This window comes from Enterobacter sp. kpr-6, assembly GCF_900116015.1.
Lineage (GTDB): Bacteria > Pseudomonadota > Gammaproteobacteria > Enterobacterales > Enterobacteriaceae > Enterobacter_D.
The window spans coordinates 104246-129005 of sequence record NZ_FOYH01000004.1 but is presented as its reverse complement, the minus strand read 5'-3'; the positions used below and the strand labels follow the sequence as shown (position 1 = coordinate 129005).

General features: G+C 50.8%; 15 protein-coding genes, 1 tRNA gene and 2 pseudogenes. 5 read left to right on the top strand and 13 right to left on the bottom strand.

Annotated features, from left to right (window positions below; genetic code table 11):
- Window positions 1-73: 73 nt before the first annotated feature.
- From mzaE to BM373_RS21840, 3 genes and pseudogenes are all read right to left on the bottom strand, one after another.
- Entirely contained in the window at window positions 74-1870 is a 1797-nt protein-coding gene (mzaE, locus tag BM373_RS12275) for an MZA anti-phage system associated AIPR family protein MzaE (protein ID WP_090461795.1), read from the bottom strand.
- Window positions 1857-2828 (bottom strand): MZA anti-phage system associated PD-(D/E)XK motif protein MzaD, encoded by a 972-nt coding sequence (mzaD, locus tag BM373_RS12270; protein ID WP_256214640.1) that lies wholly within the window; start codon window positions 2826-2828, stop codon window positions 1857-1859. Before mzaD ends, mzaE begins: the two co-directional genes overlap by 14 nt.
- Window positions 2824-3120: pseudogene (locus tag BM373_RS21840) on the bottom strand (hypothetical protein); the annotation flags it as partial. The gene mzaD and the pseudogene BM373_RS21840, both read right to left, overlap by 5 nt.
- Between BM373_RS21840 and BM373_RS12260 the strand changes: the two are divergent.
- Window positions 3117-4457, top strand: a pseudogene (locus tag BM373_RS12260) (DUF1998 domain-containing protein); the annotation flags it as partial. The pseudogenes BM373_RS21840 and BM373_RS12260 overlap by 4 nt on opposite strands.
- A gap of 214 nt (window positions 4458-4671) precedes the next feature.
- On the opposite strand, the gene BM373_RS12250 reads toward BM373_RS12260, so the two are convergent.
- The 7 genes from BM373_RS12250 to BM373_RS12220 form a co-directional block, all read right to left on the bottom strand.
- On the bottom strand, window positions 4672-5514 hold the full coding sequence (locus tag BM373_RS12250) for an HNH endonuclease (RefSeq protein ID WP_090461792.1): 843 nt from the start codon (window positions 5512-5514) through the stop codon (window positions 4672-4674).
- Window positions 5511-7157 carry an AAA family ATPase gene (locus BM373_RS12245; RefSeq protein WP_090461791.1) on the bottom strand — a complete coding sequence of 549 codons (1647 nt, stop codon included), beginning with the start codon at window positions 7155-7157 and terminating at the stop codon, window positions 5511-5513. Before BM373_RS12245 ends, BM373_RS12250 begins: the two co-directional genes overlap by 4 nt.
- Before the next feature lie 22 nt (window positions 7158-7179).
- Window positions 7180-8892, bottom strand: coding sequence for a restriction endonuclease subunit S (locus BM373_RS12240; RefSeq protein WP_090461789.1), 1713 nt, complete (start codon window positions 8890-8892; stop codon window positions 7180-7182).
- Complete coding sequence (locus BM373_RS12235; RefSeq protein WP_090461788.1) at window positions 8889-10478, bottom strand: type I restriction-modification system subunit M; 1590 nt, start codon at window positions 10476-10478, stop codon at window positions 8889-8891. Before BM373_RS12235 ends, BM373_RS12240 begins: the two co-directional genes overlap by 4 nt.
- Window positions 10479-10550: 72 nt before the next feature.
- On the bottom strand, window positions 10551-14060 hold the full coding sequence (gene hsdR / locus BM373_RS12230; protein WP_090461786.1) for a type I restriction-modification system endonuclease: 3510 nt from the start codon (window positions 14058-14060) through the stop codon (window positions 10551-10553).
- 211 nt (window positions 14061-14271) lie between these two features.
- Entirely contained in the window at window positions 14272-15531 is a 1260-nt protein-coding gene (locus BM373_RS12225) for a tyrosine-type recombinase/integrase (protein ID WP_090461784.1), read from the bottom strand.
- Between the two features lie 199 nt (window positions 15532-15730).
- Window positions 15731-15815 (bottom strand) — tRNA-Leu (locus tag BM373_RS12220).
- 237 nt (window positions 15816-16052) lie between these two features.
- Between BM373_RS12220 and BM373_RS12215 the strand changes: the two genes are divergently transcribed.
- The 3 genes from BM373_RS12215 (at window position 16053) to BM373_RS12205 (ending at window position 18831) form a co-directional block, all read left to right on the top strand.
- The gene (locus BM373_RS12215) at window positions 16053-17075 is read left to right on the top strand and encodes an HNH endonuclease family protein (protein WP_090461782.1); all 1023 of its coding nucleotides are present in this window, start codon (window positions 16053-16055) and stop codon (window positions 17073-17075) included.
- The gene (locus BM373_RS12210; RefSeq protein WP_090461780.1) at window positions 17075-17653 is read left to right on the top strand and encodes a class I SAM-dependent methyltransferase; all 579 of its coding nucleotides are present in this window, start codon (window positions 17075-17077) and stop codon (window positions 17651-17653) included. Before BM373_RS12215 ends, BM373_RS12210 begins: the two co-directional genes overlap by 1 nt.
- Before the next feature lie 158 nt (window positions 17654-17811).
- Window positions 17812-18831: an NADPH-dependent aldehyde reductase Ahr gene (locus BM373_RS12205; RefSeq protein ID WP_090461778.1), complete on the top strand. Its 1020-nt coding sequence runs from the start codon at window positions 17812-17814 to the stop codon at window positions 18829-18831.
- A gap of 37 nt (window positions 18832-18868) precedes the next feature.
- On the opposite strand, the gene BM373_RS12200 is transcribed toward BM373_RS12205, so the two are convergent.
- The 3 genes from BM373_RS12200 to lptF all read right to left on the bottom strand — a co-directional run bounded on the left by BM373_RS12200 (window position 18869) and on the right by lptF (window position 22974).
- On the bottom strand, window positions 18869-20512 hold the full coding sequence (locus BM373_RS12200; protein ID WP_090461775.1) for a dihydroxyacetone kinase subunit DhaK: 1644 nt from the start codon (window positions 20510-20512) through the stop codon (window positions 18869-18871).
- 270 nt (window positions 20513-20782) lie between these two features.
- Window positions 20783-21865: an LPS export ABC transporter permease LptG gene (gene lptG, locus BM373_RS12195; protein WP_090461773.1), complete on the bottom strand. Its 1083-nt coding sequence runs from the start codon at window positions 21863-21865 to the stop codon at window positions 20783-20785.
- Entirely contained in the window at window positions 21865-22974 is a 1110-nt protein-coding gene (lptF, locus tag BM373_RS12190; protein WP_090461771.1) for an LPS export ABC transporter permease LptF, read from the bottom strand. The genes lptG and lptF overlap by 1 nt, the downstream gene beginning before the upstream one ends.
- A gap of 265 nt (window positions 22975-23239) precedes the next feature.
- Here lptF and pepA point away from each other — a divergent pair, with 265 nt between their 5' ends.
- The gene (gene pepA / locus BM373_RS12180) at window positions 23240-24751 is read left to right on the top strand and encodes a leucyl aminopeptidase (protein ID WP_090461766.1); all 1512 of its coding nucleotides are present in this window, start codon (window positions 23240-23242) and stop codon (window positions 24749-24751) included.
- Window positions 24752-24760 lie beyond the last annotated feature (9 nt).

Below are 24760 nucleotides of genomic sequence, written 5' to 3'. Positions count from 1 at the left end.
CATCCAGACAGAACAACCGCTGCGAGCAACACAACACGCTCACAGGGCTTTGATACTGAACTCAACGTTCGATTTAATCACGTGAGAGGCCATCCGTTTTTCCATGTGTGGAAAAATAGATTTTGCTGCGCACATAGTTCCAGCATTCAGGCTTCTTCGCCCATTCCGAAATCATCCTGCCGTTCGCGGATTCAGTCAGAAGACTATTCACCCGGTGGGCTAAGCTGACAAGGCGATTACCCATCGTTTCCTCAATGCCCTGCCGATTCCAGATTTCTGACAGATTCGTCTGGTCGCCGTAAAGGTGTGAATAGGCGGCCACAGTATAGGCGGCGATATTCGCTTTAAATGCGGGAAAAAGTGAATTAATTAGCTTATAGGCTTTCTTATAAATAATGGCCTGCGCGATGTAATTTTTAAAACTCTCAATACTCAGTTCATCCCCATAATGCTCAGTATCCTTGTCGATCATCGTCATTAATGCAGCAAAGTTTTTCTGTCCACCAAGGCTGACTAAATCCGGACGCTGGAGCCAGGCACAATGATATTTTGCGAAATCCGTTTTTGTTATCCGACGAGAGGACGGAATTGCGTCTTTTAACCGTTTGATTCCCGCTGGTGTTTTACCTTCTCGTTCAAGCATAACCTTATAACTGCCGTTCGCTCGCTCGTAAAACCAACGACTGTATCCATCCGGGCAATAAACCGTGTTTGCCATTTTTTCTAGCTGTACATGCACAGGTCGATTAGCTGACAGATCGGAAATATTGACTTTATTCTGGCTATTCGAAAAACGCGAAATATCCGCAATCAACATCTCTTCCTGCGCATTATTCGTCTGTTTCAGCACGATGACTTTTGCAGGCACACGCACGTTACGCAGATTTGTTGCCGGGAATTTCTTTTTGGTGAAAAACATGGAAGCCGTCGTCTGCCCACCGTTGACGATCTGCATCCCCTGCATCCACGCAATACCTGGGCCACCTCCCGGCGCTTCGCCAAGCCTGACCTGATCGGCAACAATTACAATGCCGTTGTTATAAGCCATAAAACGCTCAGGTTGCTCACGTAAGGTGTCGCGAATCCCTTTGTTGACTTTCCCCGTCTGGCTCAGAAATGAGCGAACGTTCGCTTCCAGAATCCGGTTGCCATATTTTTCATAGATAAATCGTAGCGTCTCTCCCGGAACCACTGTCAGCGCATAATCATACTCACCCATTTCATCCGGGATCCAGACACAAGGGAGTGCGCCCCCCGCAATCTCATCAAAATTAACCTGCAGTTCATCGCGTGGCTTACCTTCCTGCCAGTGGTTAAACAGGCGGACAATGTCCATGACCTCTAATTTAATCGTTTTACCGGCCACGTCACGGGACTGATACCATCGGGTTTTTACCTGACCATCGGTCAGTACATAAATTCTGATTTGCTCCAGTTCTGTATAGGACTGTTCGATGGTTGTTACCAGTTGCCAGGCATCATTAGACTGATCCAGGGTGGATGATAATTTACCGTCAACACACTTCTGCAAAAATTGAATGCAGTGGCTGGCAATCGTTTTTGTCTCGGCATCCGGGACGTGACAAAGCTCATCGCTACCGTGATAAATACTGACAAAAAGGTCCAGCTGATCGCCATCTTCTGAGAAGGCATAACCGCTGAGACGCACATTATGCCCACTGACTTTCGCCATAAAGTGACAGGTCTCGGCATCGTCGAATGTCATCCCGATATCGGCCATATGACGCATGACAATATCAGTAAAAATCAGCTCCTGAAAAGGTGACTCAACGCCAGGCTGAGCCATCTGATCCTGATATTCCTTGCGAATCTCATTCTGCGTTTGACGTAAAAAATCAATAAGTTCCATGCGGTAATCCTGCAAAGTCTGACAAGCAATGGTTAAAATTTTGAGCCTGCGGAATAAGTGTCTGGAGTTCGAGTTGATAGCACGCACTCACCACCGGCAACGGGACATTGGCATGCGTCAGAGAAGGGAAATCCTCTTCAATGGGAATTGCGAACGCCTCTGTCAGCAAGAAATGACGCGTATAGAATTCAGCATGCTCACTGAAATATCCGACGTGACAAAGCGATCCCTCAAAAAGACAAGTTGCCTGAGAGTTCCCCTCAAACCGCTGCCGAAGACGGTTAATAATGTCATTCAGAGTCGCTCCGGTGGGATGCTCGCTGAAACGCAAACCGCACAACACGAGCGAGCCAGACCGCTGCCAGTCCAGTTGTTCAAGAGAGTGGATGGTTACGCAAAAACCCTGCTCTGCTGTGGTGCTTTTTACCTCAATAACTCGTTCATCGAGTTCAAAATCCTGTAGGCCATGCTGTGGTCCTACCCATGCTTCAACTGCCGTTGACAACGCAAGCCCGCTCTCGATCAACCGTTCCAGACATGTCAATTCACCGATTAACCCCACTTCTTCTTCGTGACTAAGTGGACGAGTATCCCGCTCCATAAACGCCTGCCATAAACGAATGCGACGGAGCAGGGTTTCAAACAGACGTGGTTCCGAAACGTTCAGGAGAGAATGGAGAATATCCAGAATCATCGTCGTAAAGACCTCTGCATTCCCCGTTTGCTGACGACGGATCATCAAACCTTTCTGTAGCCCTTCTTCTGTTCCCGTCATTTCAACGCGGAATCCTTTACAGGAAGGTAGCGCCGTTGAACCCAGCGAAAGAGGATGAGGAAACATGACAATCAGCATTTCTTCATTATCGGGCTGACGACGACCGGCATGAAAGCTACAGCCCTGATGCGTAAAAAGTCGAATCCCGCGCCAGCCCTGAGCCCCGGGCAATTCGTCAACCATGTCCACCTTCGCCCATACTCTGCTGGAATACATGCCCATTAGCGCCTGAAGCCATAAAGCCCATCTCCGGGTTTGGTAGCGGCAAACGCTCCGCCTTAACAAATACCCATGCTGGAACTACCGGGATAAACTTCATCGTTTCAATGTTGTTCGTTACCGAATCATAAGCATCTGTGACAAACCCAGCGGGCTGCAGCACTTGACGAGTGTTGTCACGAGTAATTCGCTCACCGCAATCGCCGTTGGTACAGAATAATTCTACAGAGCTACCAATACCTTCTTCATAGCCTATACGACATCATTAGCGGCGGTGCGGGGTTTGCTTCCAGTGCACCATTGCATATTGAAGCGATACTTCAGGGAATGGTCAAACAGCTAGGGTGCACCCACTGCGATACCGCCTGTAGCGATTGTTTACTCGATTCGCAGACGCGTCACGATCATGACCATCTGGATCGCAAAGCCGCACTGGCCTGGCTGGGGGATGATTTCAGCCACTATATTGGTTTGCCAGACGAGGAGAAGTTCTCGCTGCCCGATGCGCAGTATTGTCCTGGAACCATCGAAGATGCTGTACGTCGCGCAATTAACGAAGGGGCAGATAAACTTACGCTGTGGATGAACGGGCCGCTCAACGAGTGGGATTTGTATGCCCGGCAGTTCCGCGCGGCAATCCAGAACTACCGGCTTAAAGACAATGTCGCGGTTGAGATTGTCATTCCCGCAGGTGTTGACGATCCGGAGGTGTTGCACGAACTGGCGCAGTTTGCAGCTATTGGCGTAAGGTTGTGCCATGCCGAACAGGAAGTATCATTCCCTATTGTGGCGCAAATCGCTTTCGCCGATCGTGTCATAACGCTAGCATCACGCAGCCAGCAAGCCACGGTGCCGGGGCCGCACTGGCATCAGAATGACGAGCTGGTGGTTCGCAGCCAATGCTATCGCCCTGCTGCTCTGCGTGAGTTCGCACTGCCAGCAATCACAGCGAACTATACTGAGCCGGTTAAAGACATTCAAATTCATAAAGAGTTGAATGGCCCGTTTTCGCAATTTGGCCAACGCTTCTGGGATGTACTTTTTGACGGCCATGAAAAAGTACAAAACCTGATGAAAACAAACCGAATTACCCATATTCACTATACCGATCGCTATCTGCAAAACCCGGTTGCGCTGGCATTACTGAGCACTTTACTTAAGCCTCTGAAAACCTTAATGACCAAAGATGCGGAAGTAGTGATTGATACCTTATTCAAAAACAAAGATCGCCCAGGCAATCGACCGTCCCACGACTGGATGAGTGAAGCTGATTTTCAGGATTTTGCTGACCAGTGGTTTGCCGCCTCAATGGGTAAAGCGGCTGACATAACGGTGTTCGACTACCCGCGAGATATTCCACATCATCGTAAATTGATGGTGAACTTTGACAATGGCCAGGTGCTGAAGATCCGCTTTGATCAGGGGATGGGCTACTGGCGTATCGACTTCCCATATGTCTGGCGCAGCTTTGACTTCAATGATGATGTCACTTCTCAGCTCCACAAAATGGCGAAAGCTTGTAAGGAAGGAAAGGTGATTAACGGAGAGGAAAACTGGTCAACAGACGTGGTTGTTGAAGTGATGGAGCCTTAAGAGATTATCGCTCCCGGCGCGTTGTCGGGAGCGTTTGTTTTTTTAAGTATTTTAATGTATGTGATTCATAAGCATATGGTGGTAGGGGATGATTACAACAGGGTCGCTATGCCGTTTTATTATCGAGTTCGGTGACCGCCTGAGCGATCACCTTTAATACGATGGCAATTACACAGAATTAAGGACAGGCTCTTTACATGGTCAAAATATAGCGTCACGCTGCATCCAAACTTCGGTCAATTAGATAGTCATCCGCGCCAATTTTTGTAAGCTGAGCTCGGACTGCACGACTAAATGGTGCATCAGCTCGAGTCTTCATTCGTAATTTTTCAATTTGACGTTCTATAGTTTTCATTGGTGCATTATCGCCAAACTGCTCTAATTCTAAAGCAGACTGCTGAATAATTTCGAATAACTCCTTTGCATCCTTCATGACCTCAAATCGAGCTTCTCGCATCTTTTCCAGATTAAGTCCATAAAAAATACCAGATTTTCTAACTCTCACCGCAGGTATTCCGACACAAAGTTGGCTTGGTTTAAATCTACCATTATCATCATAATCTATATAAGTTAGATCAGCTTTAATAACTGGATCCAACAAAACGACCATTTCATTCTCAACACATCGATTATCCCATGACGCTTTTGGACTACCTTCAATTAATGGAAACCAACTACCTTTTCCGTGAGTTTCCCCAGCGTCGTCAGTATTCAGTCGATTACAATTTTGTGCAGAAAGTCGAAAATTATCCCAATCAAATGCCAGCCATGCATAGCCTTCTAAATCAACTATCTCTTCGGTTCTTTTTGCTTCGGCTTTAGGTCTGAAATGATCGACATCAAAATTTGCACCTGCATCCTTCGCCTCTGAATACCAGCACTTTCCATAAGACATTTTTGCCAGATATTTTGAAAACCCTCTCCAAATATGTGACTTTTTCTTAATGAATTCTTTTCTTTTTTCAGGTGATAATTTCTCAAGAGCGCTTTGTGCTCGCAGGGCAACATCCAAAACCTTCTGGGGAATAAGAGCTGCATCACGTCTAATGAAAATCATGATTCATCCTTCTTAGTTAGGATCGCCTCAATTACTTTTTTCATCGCTAAGCGACGTTGAGCAGCCTTATCTGGTGTTAACAGAGGTTTGTCCGAATACCGTAAATCCTGCCAAGCCAAAAGAAAATCACTGTATAGAGGGTCTCTGTTTTCAAACGAAAAGCCTAATCTATTCAAATGGTCATTAATTAGATCAAGTTGATTGTTCTCATCCTCTGAACGATTTTCTATGTGGGCAAGTTCGTTTCTCTGATCCAGTAAGCTTTGTGTTTCTAGATCTAATGTAGTGTTGAGACCGAAAATCTCAGTAAGAGTTGCCATAAATCCGGCACCACGAGGATCAATATAGGGCTCTTGTGAGTGGACTTTATAATCATCATCACGCCACATAACCTGTACTTGTTGTTTTTTTAGCTCTGCGATTGCAAGTGGATGATGCGTTACCATTAGCAAATGGCTAGTTTCATGATTAGGTACGAACTCTCGTAAAAATTTGAGGTATTTCACAGCCCAAGACGGATTGAGGTGGGTATCGGGTTCGTCCAGTAGGAATAATGAATCCTTACCACCAGTAAATTTGAGTAAACCCAATACGGTAAGCAACTGTTGTTCGCCTTCACTTAGTTCACGAAAGGTGAGTGGCTCTTCACTGCTGGATACCTTAACCCGAATGCTGACTTCAGAAATAATTTCAGACAACAGTGTGCTCTCAAGCATTTTGAACAGTTCGTCAGCGCTGAGGTCCCTGGCGAAATCACGTAAAGCATATTGGTCAGGTAAGAAAAGATGGAAAAATTCGTTACGAATATTGCTTCCAGTTAATGAAGTATCTTCCTGTCGGGTAATTTTCACCGGTGATAATGTGTATTTAATCAGCTCATCTAAAAAACGGCGTACCACGCCACGAGCCCCCCAAAATAACTCCCCCTTTTCCTTGGCCCAACCGGGCTGACGCATCACAAAGTGAATGCTGTCCAAACCGTCGATACCTAAATGCTCACGTAAAAATGCTTTTTCTTTGCTGTCTTGTTCTGATAAGAAAAAAGCCAGCAATACAAATTGACTATGATGAGGTTTGGCGTAGAAAAGTGGGCGAATATCCCCCTTTAGATCTAATTCATTTTTTAATAAGCTTCGATAAAAATCTGTTCTATGTTTTCTAAAATACCTTTCTAGCCTATCGCTAGGCCCAGAATAATAAGCGAACACATATTTTGGAAGATAAGGTGCACTCCCCTCTTTGTCACGTTTAACCTTAGAAAAAGGTATCGTTATCCCTTGTGGTTTTTCAGCGAACATATCCGCAGGTGTTTCACCACTTAATAAGTCTCGAACACAAACTTCATATTGCTTCGCCAGAGTGCCACGAGTTGGGTCAGCATCGATGATTACCTCCAACCACCGGTCACTGGGTTGGTCTATACTGTGCGGCTCACCCAGTCTATAAACCAACTCATAAGAAAACGGTGGTGCTTCCCCTAAATCTAGATTGCGAAATATGGAAACCAAGGCTTCTAAAACATTGGATTTTCCCGAGCCATTACGGCCAACAATTACCGTCATTAGATGGTCTTGATCAAAGTCCACCGTCACGTTCTCGAGATTTTTAAAGCGCGAGCGAATGTGCAGTTTATCGACTTTCATAAGCCTACCTTAGAATTTGACGTTATTCATTAGAGCCCACCTCTGCCAAGGAAAACCAATCTTGACCATCTTCACTACGCTCCAGTTTCACAATAGACTTTTCGACTATAAGCGCCTGACGAATATCGAGAAAGAACTTTTCTAGATCGTCTGTATTGCTATCGCCAGGATAGCCTGCAGCATCTAACAATTGTTGGCCACTCAGAGGTTCACCTGCTTGTGTCAAGGCTTCGACCACTTTGATGATTTGTTTGCTCATGCGTTTACCTGTCTTTTTTTTTATGGCGGAGCGCTTTGGTTTAGGAAGCCTTTTTATAGCTTCCCGCTCGTCCTTAATTTTTTTCAGCAAAGCAGCCGCGCTATTTTCACCGGTAATAAGCTCAGGGTTTTCTGCTCGCCATTGCGAAGACAATTCACCACGAAATGCTTTTGCCAATATTGACTGAGTAAGATTGTTGACGCGCGTCAAAGCATTATTGACCTGTTTTTCAATGGTATCAGCATAGACAAAGAGCTGTTCGACACGACGAACGATTTCTTGTTGTTCAGAGAGTGGAGGAAAGGGAATAGCTAAGCTACGTATATCATCGAGTCCAAGACCAGCCTTAGTTGCTCCTTTTTTAAAGAATTGAATTTGCTTAACACCTATATTTTGCGATGCAATACATAAAGCAAAATATTCTGAGTCAATATTTTTGGTTGGCCTTACCAAGGCAAGATGTTGATTTATGTAAGCTTCACCTAGGTCTTTATCTATTCTCGCAACTCGCCCAACATCAGCAGTAAGAGATATGATTAGATCATCAACTTTTACATGTGAACGCTTACCTTCTACACTGCCTGGCAGGTTAACAAATTGCAAATCATCCAGATCCAATTTAGTTGTATTATAGCGTACATTACTCATCCGAAGAAAAAGAGCCCCCTCAGTAGAGTAATAATCCGCCCAACCTCTTGAACCACTAGTGATATATTCGATCAAATGAGCTGAGGGGATTATCTGCCATGAACTAGGTATTTCAGGAACTGATGATTTTGCTTGTTCAAAGAGTCCATTATTAGGCTTATACTTACTTACTGAAATATTATTTATATCTATATTGCAATGTTTATTCCGCCACGCTTCTGTTAAATGACCACTCACAGCTGCAGCCATCAGGGCCTGACGAAAACGTTTAAGGATTTGTGGGATTTGCTCAAGACGTGCTTTGGTGCTGTCTACCTGCGCCAGCAGCGTATCGAGTTTTTCGGCGATTATTATTTGTTCAACAAGTGGAGGTATTGGTACTATAAGAGTAGATAATTTTTGGGCATTCACATTTTGGACGGCATTTCCTGCCGACATTGAGGAAAGCTGATTCCAATAGTTTCCAGACTCTAAAAAACGCTTAAGATAAAGCTCTGAAAAAAAATCAGATGGTTTAAAACGAATAAGATAGGAAGCGAACACTGCATTACTTGGTGGATTCTTCAATAAGGAACTAAAACCTATTGACCCAGCCCGAGATATAACAATATCCCTATCATGTAATTGATATTTTGATACATCATCAGGGATATCTAAACAATACGGTACATTAGACCAATTGACAGCCCCCTTTGTAATATCGGTAGTTCTTAAATATTTTATTTCCCCTGAAGCACTGGACTTAGTTGTATACCCATATTGCGGCTTACTACATATTTCAGAAAGCTGGCTTTCAACCCACCCCTCCGGCAATTTCCCTGCACTCATTCCTTCACCTCTCCAAATGCTTCGTTCAGCAACTGGCGCTGAGCATCCGCCACATCGTCCGCCCCCAGTTCACGCATCAACGCATCCAGCTCACCCAACGCCTGTACCAGCTCGCTCATAGCTTCTGCCGCTAATACATCCGGCTCCGGCAGATTGTCGGCGTCGATGCTGTCTTTGTCCTTCAGCCATGAGATATCCAGCGAATCAGACTTGGCAGTACGGATCCACTCGCGGCTGAATTTACGCCAGCGGCTGGTGGCCTGGTGCTGGTCGATATTTTTGTTCTCTTCATTATCAGCAACTTCAGCCTCTTCGGCGTTAAAGCTCCACTCGCCTTCAGGGCGCGGGCTAAGGCCGTGTGGATCCACGCCGTAGACAGTTTCAAAGGGCTGCAAATGCTGCTCGGTGAATGGTGTGCGCTTGCCAAAGCTTGGCATATTGGTACGCAGGTCATATACCCAGACATCGTCAGTGCAGTTCTTATCCTGGTTAGGATTTGCCATCGTGCCTTTAGTAAAGAACAGCACATTGGTTTTTACACCCTGGGCATAAAAGATGCCGGTCGGCAGACGCAGAATGGTGTGTAGATGACACCTGTCCATCAGATCGCGACGGATATCAGTTCCCTTCCCACCTTCGAACAACACATTATCAGGTACAACTACTGCGGCACGACCACCAGGCCGCAGCGTCTCGATAATGTGCTGCATAAAGCACAGCTGTTTGTTGCTGGTTGGGTGAACAAAGGTACGGGTAATGTTAGTACCTGCGGCACTGCCGAACGGTGGGTTGGTCATCACCACATGAGCCTGCGGCAGGTTTTCACCGTCGCTACCCAGCGTGTTACCCAGGCGAATGGCACCGCCATGATCGAGGTTGCCTTCAATATCGTGTAACAGGCAGTTCATCAACGCCAGACGACGAGTGCCTGGTACCAGCTCAAGGCCGATAAAGGCACGGTGGATCTGGAAATCCTGAGTATCGCCATCGAGATCGTCCAGATCGTTGGTTTGCGATTTTACGTAGCGGTCAGCCTCAATCAAAAAACCTGCCGTACCCGCCGCCGGATCCTGAACGATTTCACGCGGCTGTGGCTTCAGCAGATGAACGATAGTTTTAATCAACGGGCGTGGGGTGAAGTACTGACCTGCGCCGGATTTGGTTTCGTTGGCGTTTTTCTGCAATAGCCCTTCGTACATATCGCCGAAGTCATCGCGAGATTTACCATTACTTCCATTGTACCAGTCAAGCGAGTCCATATTGCTGACCAGTTCGGTCAACTGTTTGGGTTGGGTGATGGTGGTGTTAACGTTCTGGAACACCGCTTGCACGAGTTTCTGTTCGTCCGCACCCAAGTGGACCAGCAGGTTACGGTAGAACTGTAATTGCTCCTGACCGATACGGGATTTCAGGTCGTCCCAGCGGTAGCCCTCCGGCAGATATTCCGCTTCCTGCCCAGTTTCTTTGCACATTTTCAAAAACAGCAGCGAGGCGAGTTCATTGACGTAGTTTTGATAGGAGACGCCGCCATCGCGCAGGTTGTCACAAAGTTTCCATAACTTAGCGACCAGATCGTTATTGTTCATGTCTGATTCCCTGAAAAGCAGCGGCCCTCATTTAGGGCCGCAGAAGATATAATTGCCGCGAATGATAACGCGTCAGGCCAGCTGGTCCCAAATGTAATCACTGAATTTATCCAGCACGCCGTCAAGACCATCATCAAAGGTGCGTTGCAGCATCACCTTACCGCCGCGACGATGGAAATTACCGGTTTTGAACACATCGTCATCTAGCACGACTTTCTCTTTCAGTGCTGTAGCTAAACGATCGAGCCAAGCCTTCTGCTCGCTGTTCCAGTCGTTTTCGCCTTTAATCCGCTCCAGAGCATGATCCACGCGTTCATCAAACGGCTTTAACGCATCACCGACAGCTGCACGGCGGATGTGGCCGATAAGTCTTGCGGCGATGTCTTCGTTACGTGTCTCTTTCCACGCGCTGCGCAAAGATGACTCTTCGAAGTGCTGGCGGTCAAACCATTCTTGTAGTTCAACAAGCCCTTTACGGGTGAGGTCCCGTGGGTGATTGATTACGGCCTGGAGCGCAGGCTGGGCATTAGGGGCTCGTTTTACCAGTTCATCAAAGGCCTCCAGGAAATCCTGCGGTGTGTCGTAATCACCGTACGAGGATTTCACGCAGATCACCTCGTCATCAATATCAAGGAAGATGGGAGCATCGCGCAGGGCATTAATATCAACCTTCAATTTTTCCAGTCGGGCGATAAACCCCGGCAGCTTGTTAAACACTTCCGCGCTCCAATTCGGCCCCTTTTCACGCAAGCGCATTGCCAGGCTGCCGAAGCTTACACCAGCAGCATCCTGGCAGAGTTCATCCAGGCGGCGTATCTGCTTATCCACCGATTCACTACGGTCACGGTTATACATTGCCAGACTGATAATACGCTGCAGTTTGGCGACCAACTGCTCATGGCTGTGCTCGGCGTAACTACGACCGTCCGCTTCAATGGTTTTGTACGTTTCGGAGTCTGTAATTTCGTTGACCAGCGTTTTCAGTTCGACCTTCGGGCGAATCACCACGGGGCGCATAGTGTCTACGCTTTCCAGAGTACTATAGATGTCTACACAGTCGAAAATCTTGAAGCTGGTTTTGCCTACCGCCGGACAAAGGCGAGTCGCGCGGCCTTTCATTTGCTCGTAAAGGATCCGACTTTTTACCTTACGCAGAAACACGATATTGCAGATCGACGGAATATCTACGCCAGTGCTCAGCAAATCAACCGTGACTACAATGTTAGGTAACCGCTCTTTATTGAAGCGTGTGATCATCGTCTGCACTTTCTTAGCATCTTTGTCGGCGTCACCAGTAATCTTGATGATTGCGTCATGTTCCAACTGCGGATGCTGTTTTTTAAATGCTGCACGTAGCTCTTCTACTACCATATCTGCGTGGCTGTTGGTGACACAGAAGACCAGTGTTTTTTGTTGACCCGTCGGGTCCAGGTATTTAGTCAGCTCACCGCAAACTGCACGGTTAAAAGCAGGGATAACCAGACCCCTGTTAAAATCTGCTACCTCAAAATCCTGATCGTCTGCCAGAGTGTCGTTGATCACTTCACCTTGCGGATTCAGACGTTCCACTTGTTCACCTTTCGCCAAATACACACCATCCTGGGCATTGCGGGTAGTGATTTTAATCGGTGGATCCTGATCGATGAGATAACCGTCGATCACGGCAGTACGGTAGGTATAGCGATAAATCGGTTCGCCGAAGATATCGACTGTGTGTATGGCAGGGGTGGCGGTCAGGGCAATTTTTACGGCATCGAAATGATCGAGAATACGACGGTAAGCCGAAACATAATCCAGCTGACTACGGAACTGTAGTTCGCCTTCAGTCTGTTCTTTATCGAGAATATAGCCACGATGCGCTTCATCCACCACGATGCAATCATAACGGCCGACCGGCATCGGTTCATCTGACTGTAGGGTTCGTTTAACCAGTGACTGGACTGTAGCAACATGAATTTTGGTGCTGTCTTCCGGGAATTTATCCGTCAAACCTTTGATGTCGAAAATACTGTTAAAAGTATCCCCGTTGATGCGTGTATCTTCAAATGCGCCCAGAGCCTGTTCACCGAGTGAGCGGCGGTCAACAAGGAACAACACACGCTTAAAGCGCTGGGACTGGATCAGGCGGAACATTAATGCGATAGCAGTACGGGTTTTCCCGGTACCGGTTGCCATGGCCAGAAGAATTTCTTGCTGCCCTGCAATAATCGCGTTTTCTACCGCGCGAACGGCATCTTCCTGATAATAGCGAAGCCCCAATTCGCTCATACTCGGATTATCAGCAAACCATTGATTTTGCTTCTGTGGATCGCAGCCCAACATAGCCACGAGTTCTTCTGGCTGATGCCACTCTGGCAGAGCTTTTGGCATATTCGCAGTATGACGAACATCACGATACCAAATACCACTTTTTGTTTTTATCGCCGCTCGGTATTCGCGCCCATTGGTCGAATAGCAGAAGGGAATTTTGAATCGCTGACTACCGCTGGTGTCCTTCCAACTAACCTCATATTCTGGAATGGCTTCATTAACCTCATCAGGTGAATTGTGCTCAAGCAACGTTTCACGCAGGTAGGCATTATCAAAGTATTTACTGTAGCGATATGACTCAGGAAGTTTGCCAGAAACATCCGTATTTTTACGTTTGGCTTCAATGACGGCAATGGGTTTGAGACCTACAAACAAGACATAATCAGCAAAGCCTGGATTACCATTTTCATCTTTACCGGTTGGCCATTCAGCAATCGCTTTGTTCACACCTGGCTCGGGGCGAGCACCTTTAGAAAAGCGTAATGTTTTACTGTCAGCCTGCCATTTAGCCTTGCGCAGTTGAGCGTCGATCAGGAAACGGCTTTCTTCTTCACTCAGATCCAGTGTGCGCTTTGTTGCCTGGTTGGTGATCTCTTTATGATAGGCCTTTCGTTCCTGCTCAGTCTGCTTCGCCAGCTCAGCATCTTTTGCTGCCAGCTGTGCTTCCAGAGCAAAAACACGCGCTTTGGACTGCTCTTCTGTTTCATGCTGTTTGCCTTCGAGAATGGCAATATAACCGTTCAGCGCGATCATCTTTTGCTGCTGAGCATCTAGCTCGGCCTGGCTTTGTACTTTTTCTTTTGCCTGTTGTTCCAGTTGCTGCTTGAGTGCCAAAACCTCCTGGTGATAGAGACTCTCCCCCCTTTCAGGCAGAACAAAGACTGGAAGCGCGAAGTCATAATCTTTAGTTACCAGGCGGTAGTACCAAACGCTCAAACGAAAACCAAGCCGCAGGCACATCTGCGCATCATCCAGATCATTATGGTATTCATGGACTGCCTGGTTACCGATGCGGCGTAGCTTATGAAAAATTGAAAGTATGCTGTCATCAACGAAAGGAATCTTACCCAGCTCTCGCAGAAGATCGTGCTGGTTCTCGCATGGAGGAATATCCAATAACATACCCAGATGTTTGGCTGTGGCTTCGCCAAACATACGCATTTTTACAAGTGTAGTGTTGGGATCATCTGGGTAGTTATTTTCTGCCGCGCAGGCAATAGCGTAAATAAAGTCATTAACGCCTTTCAGGAAATCGAAGTTGGATTTTTTCATGTGCGTTCCATGTCCTACTCAGTCACTGGGGGGGGGGGGGACCTTAGCAGTTACGTCAATCGGTTATAAAACAAAGATGAAAGTATCTTAGCCTTCGCGGATTACTCGAGCAATTAATAGAATTGTCTGGGCTGAGTTATGCGCCTGCAAATATCAAAATTAGCAAAAAAATAAGGCATGCCCAATGCATGCCTTCCAGAATCCCTTTCGATCAACCCGTACTCAACTTAGCAAAATCAAACGGACTAATCCCCTTCTCCCGGTTCGCATCCAGATAATCCGCCCACCACTGCACCATCAGCCTACGCTCCCCTAAGTGCTCGGCCTTATGAATATAAGCCGCACGCACAGAGTTACGTTCCTGGTGACTCATCTGCCGCTCTACCGCATCCTTCGACCACAATCCCGACTCAATTAATGAACTACATGCCATAGTCCTGAAACCATGCCCGCAAACCTCAACCTTCGTATCATAGCCCATCACCCGCAGAGCTTTATTCACTGTATTCTCACTCATTGGCTTACGAGGATCGTGATCACCAACGAAAATCAGCTCTCGGTTTCCACTCATGCTTTTGATCTTTTCCAGAATGGTCAGAGCCTGACGGGATAAAGGAACAAGATGAGGGGTCCGCATTTTCGATCCTCGATGTGAATGCTTCACACCTTCCAATGGCTCGCGCTCTCCCGGAATCGTCCACATTGCAGTTTCAAAATCGACTTCTGACCAGCGAGCAAAACGTAGTTCACTAGATCGAATAAAGACCAACAACGTCAGCTCCACTGCTAAGCGTGTTAATGGCCTGCCAGTGTAGGTATCAATGCGATGAAGTAACTCCGGAATGCGATTAAGTTCTAGCGCAGCACGATGCTGTCGTTTAGCTGTGGCAACTGCTCCAGCGATCTCTTGTGCGGGGTTGTAATCAATTAAACCGCTTTGCACGGCAAATCGCATAATTGCAGTTGTTCGTTGCTGTAGACGCGCCGCCACCTCAAGACGTCCAGACATCTCTACGGTCTTTATGGGGATAAGTAAATCTCTGGTTTTTAACTCAGCGATATTCCGCTTACCAATCGCATCGAATAGATTATCTTCCAGGCTTTTAAGAACACGGCCGCTATGTGACTCAGACCACTTTTGATTGCTGGCGTGCCAATCTCTGGCAACAGATTCAAAAGTGATGGCCTCTTTAGCCTGTTCTTCTTTCACTGCACGCTTATGCTCACGAGGATCGACACCGGCAGCAACAAGCCTCCTGGCCTCTTCCCTCTTTTGACGTGCATCAGCCAGTGACGTTTCAGGGTAAACCCCAAAAGCCATGAGGTGCTGCTTGCCGCCAAAGCGGAAACGGAAGCGCCAATATTTGGAGCCGTTAGGATGTATCAACAAAAACATGCCATCGCCATCGACTAGCGAGTATTCCTTTGCTTCAGATTTTGCCGAACGCACCTTGGTATCAGTCAGGGCCATGATGGTATTCCTTCCATATGCTGCCGTGAGTATATAAGCATTATCGAACCAACATATATACTCGGTTCTATACTCACAAGCATGTTGATGTGGGGTAACTTAGATTGACGTCGGTTGACTAAAAAGCGGGGCAAAGCCTTGCGGATACTGGATTTCAGGCACAAAAAAAGACGTCCGTTGACGTCTATTGATGTTCCGATGGTGCCGAAGGCCGGACTCGAACCGGCACGTATTTCTACGGTTGATTTTGAATCAACTGCGTCTACCGATTTCGCCACTCCGGCACGGAAAGGTATGCGGAAAACGTTGTGGATTATACCTGTCGTGCGCCACCATGCAAGCGTCCAGGTGTTCCCCGCCTGCTAAGTGTTGAAAAAATCAGCTTCTTCCCTCCACTTCTGGAAGCCACCTTCCAGAATCCTGTAATGCGAGCCCTGCGGTTTACATTTTCCAGCGTTTGTTATCTGATCTCAGTAATGGATGGGGTTACCCTACACCGCTACTGATATCGGGATGCAATCATGCGCTTTTATCAAATCGATCCGTCGCTGGAAAATTACTGGCGCGGCGTGATCCTCTTTGGCAACAACTTTGCGACCTACAAATTCGCGCTGGCGCATGCGCTGTATGACGTACCGCGTGAGGATTCGCTGGTTACGCTCAACGATCTGGCCGTGCCTTTCGCCCGACATATTTGTGAGCATCTGAAAAACGCGCCTCGTCAGATCCTTAATGATAAAAAACCCGGTAAGTTTCTTACCGCCTGCCTGCAATTTAACCAGGGTGAAATCCCCCACGAACAGCTCATTGATACCACGGTGCGCCACGGCTTCTCGGTGGTGCTGGATGCGTTCCATAACGTGAATGGCGGCCCGCTGGAGACGCAGTTTTTTATCAATGAACGTCGTGAGCGCAAAGGCATTCGCCTGACGGATGATTTTTATCGTCTCACGCTGGGCCCGCAGTTTCGTAATCTGATCCATGAAACGGATGCGCGCTGGTGCCTTGTTGAAAAAGCCTGGGCGCTGGACCTCCCGCCGCCGTTGCTGGATATACATTACGATATCAGCGGCGAAACGCTGTTTACGCTGCGTCAGAACGCCCGCATTACGCTCACCAGTTGTCGCAATAGTCTGAATGGTTACCAGAAAGGTCACTGTTTTTACTGTCACGCGCCCGTGAGTCTGGAGCCGGGACATGATTTACTCGCCGACGTCGATCACTTTATCCCGCTGGCTGCGCAAACAGGTCTGCCGGGCGTGAATCTCAACGGCGTGTGGAATCTGGTACTGGCTTGCAAGTCGTGTAATCGGGGAGAAAATGGCAAATCCGCACGCGTTCCGGCGCTGGATTTACTCAAACGCCTGCACGCCCGCAACGAATATTTTATTAACAGCAAACTGCCGCTACATGAGGCGATCCTTAATCAGACCGGGCGTCATGAGCAGAAGCGCCGCAGCTTTTTAAACGATCAGTGGAATGCCGCGCTGCGCTGCCGTTTTCATCAATGGCAGCCCGTCGCCCGGGAAGAGGTCATTTTATAATGTCGCTGAATTACTATCGCCAGCACGCACAGGCGTTTTTCGATGGCACGGTGGGAGTGGATATGGCCGCGCTGTACGCTCCTTTTACTGCCCGTCTCAAGCCGGGCGCGCGGGTGCTGGATGCAGGCTGCGGCTCGGGTCGCGACAGCAAGGCTTTTGTTGCAATGGGCTATCAGGTTGAGGCGTTCGATGCGTCGGCGGAACTGGTTAAGCTGGCTTCAGCACATGCGGGGATCGACGTGCAACAGATGACCTTCAATGACGTCAATGCCGTGCAGATTTACGATGGGATCTGGTGCTGTGCCTCGCTGCTGCACGTCACTCTCGGGGAATTGCCCGGCGTGATGCAGCGGCTCGCCGTGGCACTAAAACCTGGCGGCGTCTGGTATGTCTCGTTCAAATACGGTGACAGCGAGCGTGAAAAAGACGGACGGCAGTTTACCGATATGAATGAAGCGGGGTTGCAGGCCTTGATCGCCGCGCTGCCAGGCATAAGCGTGGCGTCGCTGTGGACAACACTGGATGTCAGGCCGGAGCGGGATGAGCGCTGGCTGAATGCGGTTCTGTTGAACATGTAACCCCCTCCTCCCTCACCCCAGCCCTCTCCCCAGGGAGAGGGAGAAAACCGCGCCTCTCTCGTGGTAAGACTGAAAAAAACCATCCCCCCTATTGCCAAGTCCGTCGCCGTGGAATGCTCTACACTTCTTCCGTAACTCCATCAAACCAGGAAAACGCCATGACAATCATAAAAAGCTACGCCGCGCCGCAGGCCGGGGCCGATCTGGAAGTGTACGAGTACGACGCCGGGGAGCTGCTGGCGGGGGATGTAGAGGTGCAGGTCGATTACTGCGGGATCTGCCATTCGGATCTGTCGATGATCGATAACGAATGGGGCATGTCGCAATATCCGCTGGTCGCCGGGCATGAGGTGATTGGTCGCGTGGTCGCGCTCGGCAGCGCGGCACAGGACAAGGGCCTGAAAGTCGGTCAGCGCGTGGGTATCGGCTGGACAGCGCGTAGCTGTGGGCATTGCGATGCCTGTATCAGCGGCAACCAGATCAACTGTCTGGAAGGCGCGGTGCCAACCATTTTAAACCGCGGTGGCTTTGCCGATAAGCTGCGTGCCGACTGGCAATGGGTTATTCCGCTGCCGGACAGTATTGATATCGAATCCGCCGGGCCGCTGCTGTGCGGCGGTATCACGGTGTTCAAACCCCTGCTGATGCATCATGTCACCGCCACCAGCCGCGTCGGGGTGATCGGGATTGGCGGGCTGGGGCACATCGCGATCAAGCTGCTGCACGCCATGGGTTGTGAAGTGACGGCGTTCAGTTCGAATCCGTCGAAAGAGGCCGAAGTACGTGGCTTTGGTGCCGATAAAGTGGTGAACAGCCGCGATCCGGAAGCCTTAAAAGCGCTGGCCGGACAGTTCGATTTGATTATTAATACCGTGAATGTCGATCTCGACTGGCAGCCGTATTTCGAAGCGCTGGCCTACGGCGGGAATTTCCACACCGTTGGCGCGGTGCTGAAACCGTTGCCGGTACCGGCTTTTACGCTGATTGGCGGCGATCGCAGCATCTCCGGTTCTGCGACGGGCACGCCGTTTGAGCTGCGTAAACTGATGAAGTTTGCCGGACGGGCGCAGGTCGCGCCGACGACTGAGCTGTTCCCGATGTCGAAAATCAACGATGCTCTGCAACACGTGCGCGAGGGCAAAGCCCGTTACCGCGTGGTGTTAAAAGCCGATTTTTGATTTAAAGCCCGGCAGGTCAGGCCTGCCGGGTTATCCGTCACTTCTCTGCTAACGCCGCAAAGACTTCCGCAACGGCCACCGCGCCCGGATCGGTCACGCCTTCCAGGTTCTCACGGTTCACATAAGACGAGCGCCCCGCGCCAGCTTTTTGCATTGACGCCGTGCTCTCTGCCCCTTTTTTGGCGGCGGCTACCGCTGCGTTGAGATCGCCCTCGCGCAGCGCTTCCAGCGCCGGTTGCAGCGCGTCAATCAGCGTGCGGTCGCCCAGATCCGCGCCACCGTAGTGTTTCATCTGTTTTAAGCCTTTCAGCAGCGCCTCGGGCAGCGACTGACCGTCATGAATCGCTTGTCCGGCGGCAGTGAAGAAAATCGACATCAGCACCCCGCTCGATCCGCCCATCACTGTCGCCAGTCGTTCACCGACCAGTTGCAGCAGTTGCGCGGTGTTGTCGAGCGGCAGTTTGTTGGCGTCAAGCAGCTGGGCGATGTCGCGCGCGCCTTCTGCGAAGGTCGAACCGGTATCGCCGTCGCCCACTTTGGCATCCAGCGCGTTGAGACGGTTCTCAAGGCCGATAAGCGTTGCGGTGGCGGCTTTCACCCGAGCGCCAATCTGCGGGTTAGCGGAAGGCTGAGTTTCCACGCCGTCGCGCAGCACGCTGTGGCTGAGGGTGCGCATCGGCGCGAAGGCCACCGGTTTTTGCCAGCCAACGGTTTCCACATCGGCGCACAGGGCGCGTTCGAACTCATCATCCAGCCGCAGCAACGAGAGGGAGAAACCTTTCATATCCAGCGAGCTAACCAGCGGGGCCGGGCCAATCAGATACGCGATCTGATCTTTTAAGGCCGAGTGCGCCAGTTCTTTGGTGAGCAGCGCCATCTCCAGCGCCGACACGCCGCCGAGGTTGTTGATCAGCACCGCCACGCGACCGTCACCCGCCTGCGCTTTAAGCGGCTTAATCAGCGTGTCGATCAGGGTTTTGCTGTTGTGCGTATCAACGATGCTGGCTCCCGGTTCACCGTGAATGCCAAGGCCCAGTTCGACTTTGCCGCGCGAGATGCGGTTCTCGTCATCTTCGCTTTCGCCCGGCAGGTTGCAGGTTTCCATGGCCAGGCCAAGGCTGAAGACGTTATCACAGGCTTTTTGTGCAATGTCGCGGACTTCGCTGAGGGATTTTCCCTGCTCGGCGGCAAAGCCTGCGATTTTGTGCACCAGTGCCGTGCCCGCGATGCCGCGCGGCTGTTTGTTATCCGGCAGAGCGATGTCGTCGGCGACGATGACCATTTCGACCTTCAGGCCGTAGCGCTTGGCTTTCTCGGCGGCGAGGCCGAAGTTCAGGCGGTCGCCGGTGTAGTTTTTAACGATTAAGAGGCAGCCGCGATCGCCGGTGACCGCGACGATAGCGTTGAGCACCGCATCGACGCTCGGGGAGGCAAAGACATCGCCGCACACGGCAGCGGTGAGCATACCTTTGCCGACGAATCCCGCATGAGCGGGTTCATGACCGGAGCCGCCGCCGGAGATCACCGCCACGCGGCTTTTGCTCCAGTCGCTGCGTGCTACCACGCGGATGGCGGGATCGATATCAAGGCGGACAAGGTTCGCGTGCGGGGCAGAAATGACAAGGCCCTCAATCGCGTCGTTGACCAGTTGCTTGCGGTCATTAAAGAAAAATCTGGACATAACTACCTGATAATGTGATTAACCGTAAGCAAAGCATAGGCGTAGCAGAGAAAATCACAAAGTACAGGATATAGCGGAAGTGCCTGTCCCCTCACCCTAACCCTCTCCCCAGGGGAGAGGGAACAGATCGAGTGCGGGCTGGCCTTTCCCCCTCTCCCATTGGGTGCGGGAACAGATCGAGTGCGGACTGGCCTTCCCCTCTTTCATTGTGTAAGGGGGGATGATTTCTCCCTCTCCCATTGGGAGAGGGCCGGGGTGAGGGGAAAAGCGTTACGAGCGGCGCATCATCAGCCACAGGCTGATGGCAAAGAACGAGGCGCTCGGCAGCAGTGCGCCGATAATCGGCGGGATGCCGTACACCAGGGTCAGCGGGCCGAAGATCTGATCCAGCACGTAGAACACAAAGCCGAAGCTGATACCTGTCACCACGCGCACGCCCATCGGGACGCTACGCAGCGGGCCGAAGATAAACGACAGCGCCATCAGCATCATCACCGCGACAGACAGCGGCTGGAAGATTTTGCTCCACATATTCAGCTGATAACGCCCGGCGTCCTGGCCGCTGGACTTCAGGTACTTCACGTAATCATGCAGACCAGAAATGGAGAGCGCATCCGGGTCCAGCGCCACCACGCCCAGTTTGTCCGGCGTGAGGTTGGTCTTCCAGGTGCTGCTTACGGTCTGCGAACCGGTGATCTGTTTCGGATCGCGCAGATTCGACTCATCCACCTGCGACAAACGCCAGACTTTCGCCGCGTTGTCGAAGGTCGCCGATGCCGCATAACGCACCGACTGCAAGCGGCGCTGGTCGTTAAACGCATAGATACTCACGCCGCCGAGAGAGGCGTCGCCGGTAACGCGTTCGATGTAAACAAAGTTGTTACCGTCTTTTGCCCACAGCCCCTGCTGAGTTGAGAGCAGCGAACCGCCGTAAAGCTGTTGTGCGCGATAGTTACGCGCCATCTGCTCACCCTGCGGAGCCACCCACTCCCCCATCGCCATGGTCAACAGCACCAGCGGGATCGCGGTTTTCATCACCGACAGCGCCACCTGCATACGGGTGAAGCCGGAAGCCTGCATCACCACCAGCTCACTGCGCTGCGCCAGCATCCCCAGTCCCAGCAACGCGCCCAGCAGGGCCGCCATCGGGAAGAAGATCTGGATGTCTTTCGGGATGCTGAGCACGGTATACATGCCTGCCCCGAGCGCGTCGTAGCTGCCCTGCCCGGCACGCTTTAACTGATCGACAAATTTGATGATGGCGGAAAGCGACACCAGCATGAACAGCGTCATCATGATGGTGTTGAAAATGGTTTTACCGATATAGCGGTCGAGTACGCCAAATGCCTGCATTATACCGCTCCTGTACGCGTGAAACGGGCGCGCAGACGGCGCATCGGCACCGTGTCCCAAAGGTTCAGGCCAATCGCCAGCGCCAGATAGAGCAGGTTGACCGACCACATCCAGATAAGAGGATCAATTTTCCCTTTCGCCGCATTCGATTTAAGCGAGGTTTGCAGCAGGAAAAAGACCAGATACAACAGCATGGCGGGCAGCATCGACAGCACACGGCCCTGACGCGGGTTAACCACGGAGAGCGGCACCACCATCAGCGCCATCATAAATACGGTGAATACCAGCGTTAAACGCCAGTGCAGTTCGGCCGTCGCCCGCTTGTGACGCGCAGGATCGGCGTTAATCAGCGTGCGCATGTCCATCTGCTCGGTGTCATCCGGGTCCAGCGCCACCGTCTGGTGGCCGATAATCGCCTGATAATCCTGGAAGTCGGTGATACGGAAATCGCGTAACAGCGCGGTGCCTTCGAAGCGTGTGCCTTTGGTCAGCGTCACGACCTGCGAACCATCTTTGCGCTGCGCCAGTTCGCCCGAATCCGCGACCACCACGGACGGGCGGGCATTGCCTTTAGGACGGATTTGCGCGAGGAAAACATCGTTGAAGCGGCTGCCGTCCACGCTTTCAATGAACAGCACAGAATTGCCGTCGGTGGCCTGCTGGAACTGACCCTGCGCCAGCGCAGCCATGCCGGGGTTGGCTTTCGCTTCCGCCAGCACTTCGTCCTGATGGCGCGCCGACCACGGTCCGACCCACATGACGTTCACCGCGGCAACAATCCCGGTCAGTAACGCCAGCACCATCGCGGCTTTGACCAGTACGGCTTTACTGAGGCCACAGGCGTGCATCACCGTGATTTCGCTGTCGGTATAGAGTTTACCCAACGTCATCAGCAGTCCGAGGAACAGACTGAGCGGCAGGATCAATTGCGCCATCTCAGGCACACCTAATCCCAATAATGAGAGCACCAGATTTGTTGGGATTTCACCGTCAACCGCCGCGCCGAGGATCCTGACCAGCTTCTGACAGAAAAAAATCAGCAGCAGGATAAAGAGGATCGCCAGTTGGCTTTTGAGCGTCTCCCGAACCAGATATCTTATGATTATCACTTTAAATACGCCCGTAAAAACTCGTCTTTTGCAGGATTTTCGCTTGTTTCATGGCTTAAACGTCATTTATTCTCTTGAGTCTTTGAAAGCATCGCTAAGATTAAAATTCTTAGCGCCGACACAGGGTAGAATACGTTCTGACGTATCGAACTGTAATGACGTTAAGATTAACACGAAGTCATCGCAACAGCGGATATGAGTTACGAAAGCTTGCAATTCTATCCGTAGCCATGGCCGTTGTCTTTAAGATTCAGGAGCGTAGTGCATGGAGTTCAGTGTAAAAAGCGGTAGCCCGGAGAAACAGCGGAGTGCCTGCATCGTCGTTGGCGTGTTTGAACCGCGCCGACTTTCTCCCATCGCCGAACAACTTGATAAAATCAGCGACGGCTATATCAGTGCGCTGCTGCGCCGCGGTGAGCTGGAAGGCAAGCCGGGGCAAACGCTGTTGCTTCACCACGTTCCGAATGTGCTTTCCGAACGTATTTTGCTGATTGGCTGCGGTAAAGAGCGCGAACTGGATGAGCGCCAGTACAAGCAGGTAATTCAGAAAACCATTAATACCCTGAATGATACCGGCTCAATGGAAGCGGTCTGCTTTTTGACCGAACTGCACGTTAAAGGCCGCAACACCTACTGGAAAGTACGCCAGGCGGTAGAGACGGCAAAAGAGACGCTGTACAGCTTCGATCAGCTTAAAACCAACAAAAGCGAACCGCGCCGCCCGCTGCGTAAAATGGTGTTCAACGTGCCGACGCGCCGTGAACTGACCAGTGGTGAGCGCGCGATCCAGCACGGTCTGGCGATTTCTGCCGGGATTAAAGCAGCAAAAGATCTGGGCAACATGCCGCCGAATATCTGTAACGCAGGCTATCTGGCTTCCCAGGCGCGCCAGCTTGCAGACTCCTACAGCAAGAACGTTGTCACCCGCGTTATTGGCGAACAGCAAATGCGCGAGCTGGGGATGCACTCTTATCTGGCGGTGGGCCAGGGATCGCAAAACGAATCCCTGATGTCCGTCATTGAGTACAAAGGTGCGCCGGAAGAAGATGCGCGTCCGATTGTGCTGGTGGGCAAGGGCCTGACCTTTGACTCCGGCGGTATCTCCATCAAGCCTGCTGAAGGCATGGATGAGATGAAGTACGACATGTGCGGCGCGGCGGCGGTATACGGCGTGATGCGCATGGTCGCTGAACTGCAACTGCCGCTGAACATCACGGGCGTACTGGCGGGCTGTGAAAACATGCCGGGCGGACGGGCATATCGTCCGGGCGACGTGCTGACCACCATGTCCGGGCAGACGGTAGAAGTGCTGAATACTGACGCCGAAGGCCGTCTGGTGCTCTGCGATGTGCTGACCTACGTTGAGCGTTTTGATCCGGAAGCGGTGATCGACGTGGCGACGCTCACCGGCGCGTGCGTGATTGCGCTGGGTCATCACATTACCGGCCTGATGTCGAACCACAATCCGCTGGCCCACGAGCTTATCGGCGCGTCCGAACAGGCGGGTGACCGCGCATGGCGTCTGCCGCTGGGCGATGAGTTCCACGAACAGCTGGAATCCAACTTCGCGGATATGGCTAACATCGGCGGGCGTCCTGGTGGAGCCATCACCGCAGGCTGCTTCCTGTCGCGCTTTGCGCGTAAGTACAACTGGGCGCACCTGGACATCGCGGGCACCGCATGGCGTTCCGGTAAAGCCAAAGGCGCAACGGGCCGTCCGGTGGCGCTGCTGTCGCAGTTCCTGTTAAACCGCGCCGGATTTAGCGGCGAAGAGTAAGACGTGTTT

What these genes read in the sequence shown, in the direction of transcription:
- BM373_RS12215 (WP_090461782.1), top strand. Translation starts at nt 16,053, where the DNA reads ATGCGCTTTTATCAAATCGATCCGTCGCTGGAAAATTACTGGCGCGGC.
- BM373_RS12250 (WP_090461792.1), bottom strand. Translation starts at nt 5,514, where the DNA reads ATGATTTTCATTAGACGTGATGCAGCTCTTATTCCCCAGAAGGTTTTG.
- mzaE (WP_090461795.1), bottom strand. Translation starts at nt 1,870, where the DNA reads ATGGAACTTATTGATTTTTTACGTCAAACGCAGAATGAGATTCGCAAG.
- BM373_RS12205 (WP_090461778.1), top strand. Translation starts at nt 17,812, where the DNA reads ATGACAATCATAAAAAGCTACGCCGCGCCGCAGGCCGGGGCCGATCTG.
- hsdR (WP_090461786.1), bottom strand. Translation starts at nt 14,060, where the DNA reads ATGAAAAAATCCAACTTCGATTTCCTGAAAGGCGTTAATGACTTTATT.
- pepA (WP_090461766.1), top strand. Translation starts at nt 23,240, where the DNA reads ATGGAGTTCAGTGTAAAAAGCGGTAGCCCGGAGAAACAGCGGAGTGCC.
- BM373_RS12240 (WP_090461789.1), bottom strand. Translation starts at nt 8,892, where the DNA reads ATGAGTGCAGGGAAATTGCCGGAGGGGTGGGTTGAAAGCCAGCTTTCT.
- BM373_RS12200 (WP_090461775.1), bottom strand. Translation starts at nt 20,512, where the DNA reads ATGTCCAGATTTTTCTTTAATGACCGCAAGCAACTGGTCAACGACGCG.
- lptG (WP_090461773.1), bottom strand. Translation starts at nt 21,865, where the DNA reads ATGCAGGCATTTGGCGTACTCGACCGCTATATCGGTAAAACCATTTTC.
- mzaD (WP_256214640.1), bottom strand. Translation starts at nt 2,828, where the DNA reads ATGGTTGACGAATTGCCCGGGGCTCAGGGCTGGCGCGGGATTCGACTT.
- BM373_RS12210 (WP_090461780.1), top strand. Translation starts at nt 17,075, where the DNA reads ATGTCGCTGAATTACTATCGCCAGCACGCACAGGCGTTTTTCGATGGC.
- BM373_RS12225 (WP_090461784.1), bottom strand. Translation starts at nt 15,531, where the DNA reads ATGGCCCTGACTGATACCAAGGTGCGTTCGGCAAAATCTGAAGCAAAG.
- BM373_RS12235 (WP_090461788.1), bottom strand. Translation starts at nt 10,478, where the DNA reads ATGAACAATAACGATCTGGTCGCTAAGTTATGGAAACTTTGTGACAAC.
- BM373_RS12245 (WP_090461791.1), bottom strand. Translation starts at nt 7,157, where the DNA reads ATGAAAGTCGATAAACTGCACATTCGCTCGCGCTTTAAAAATCTCGAG.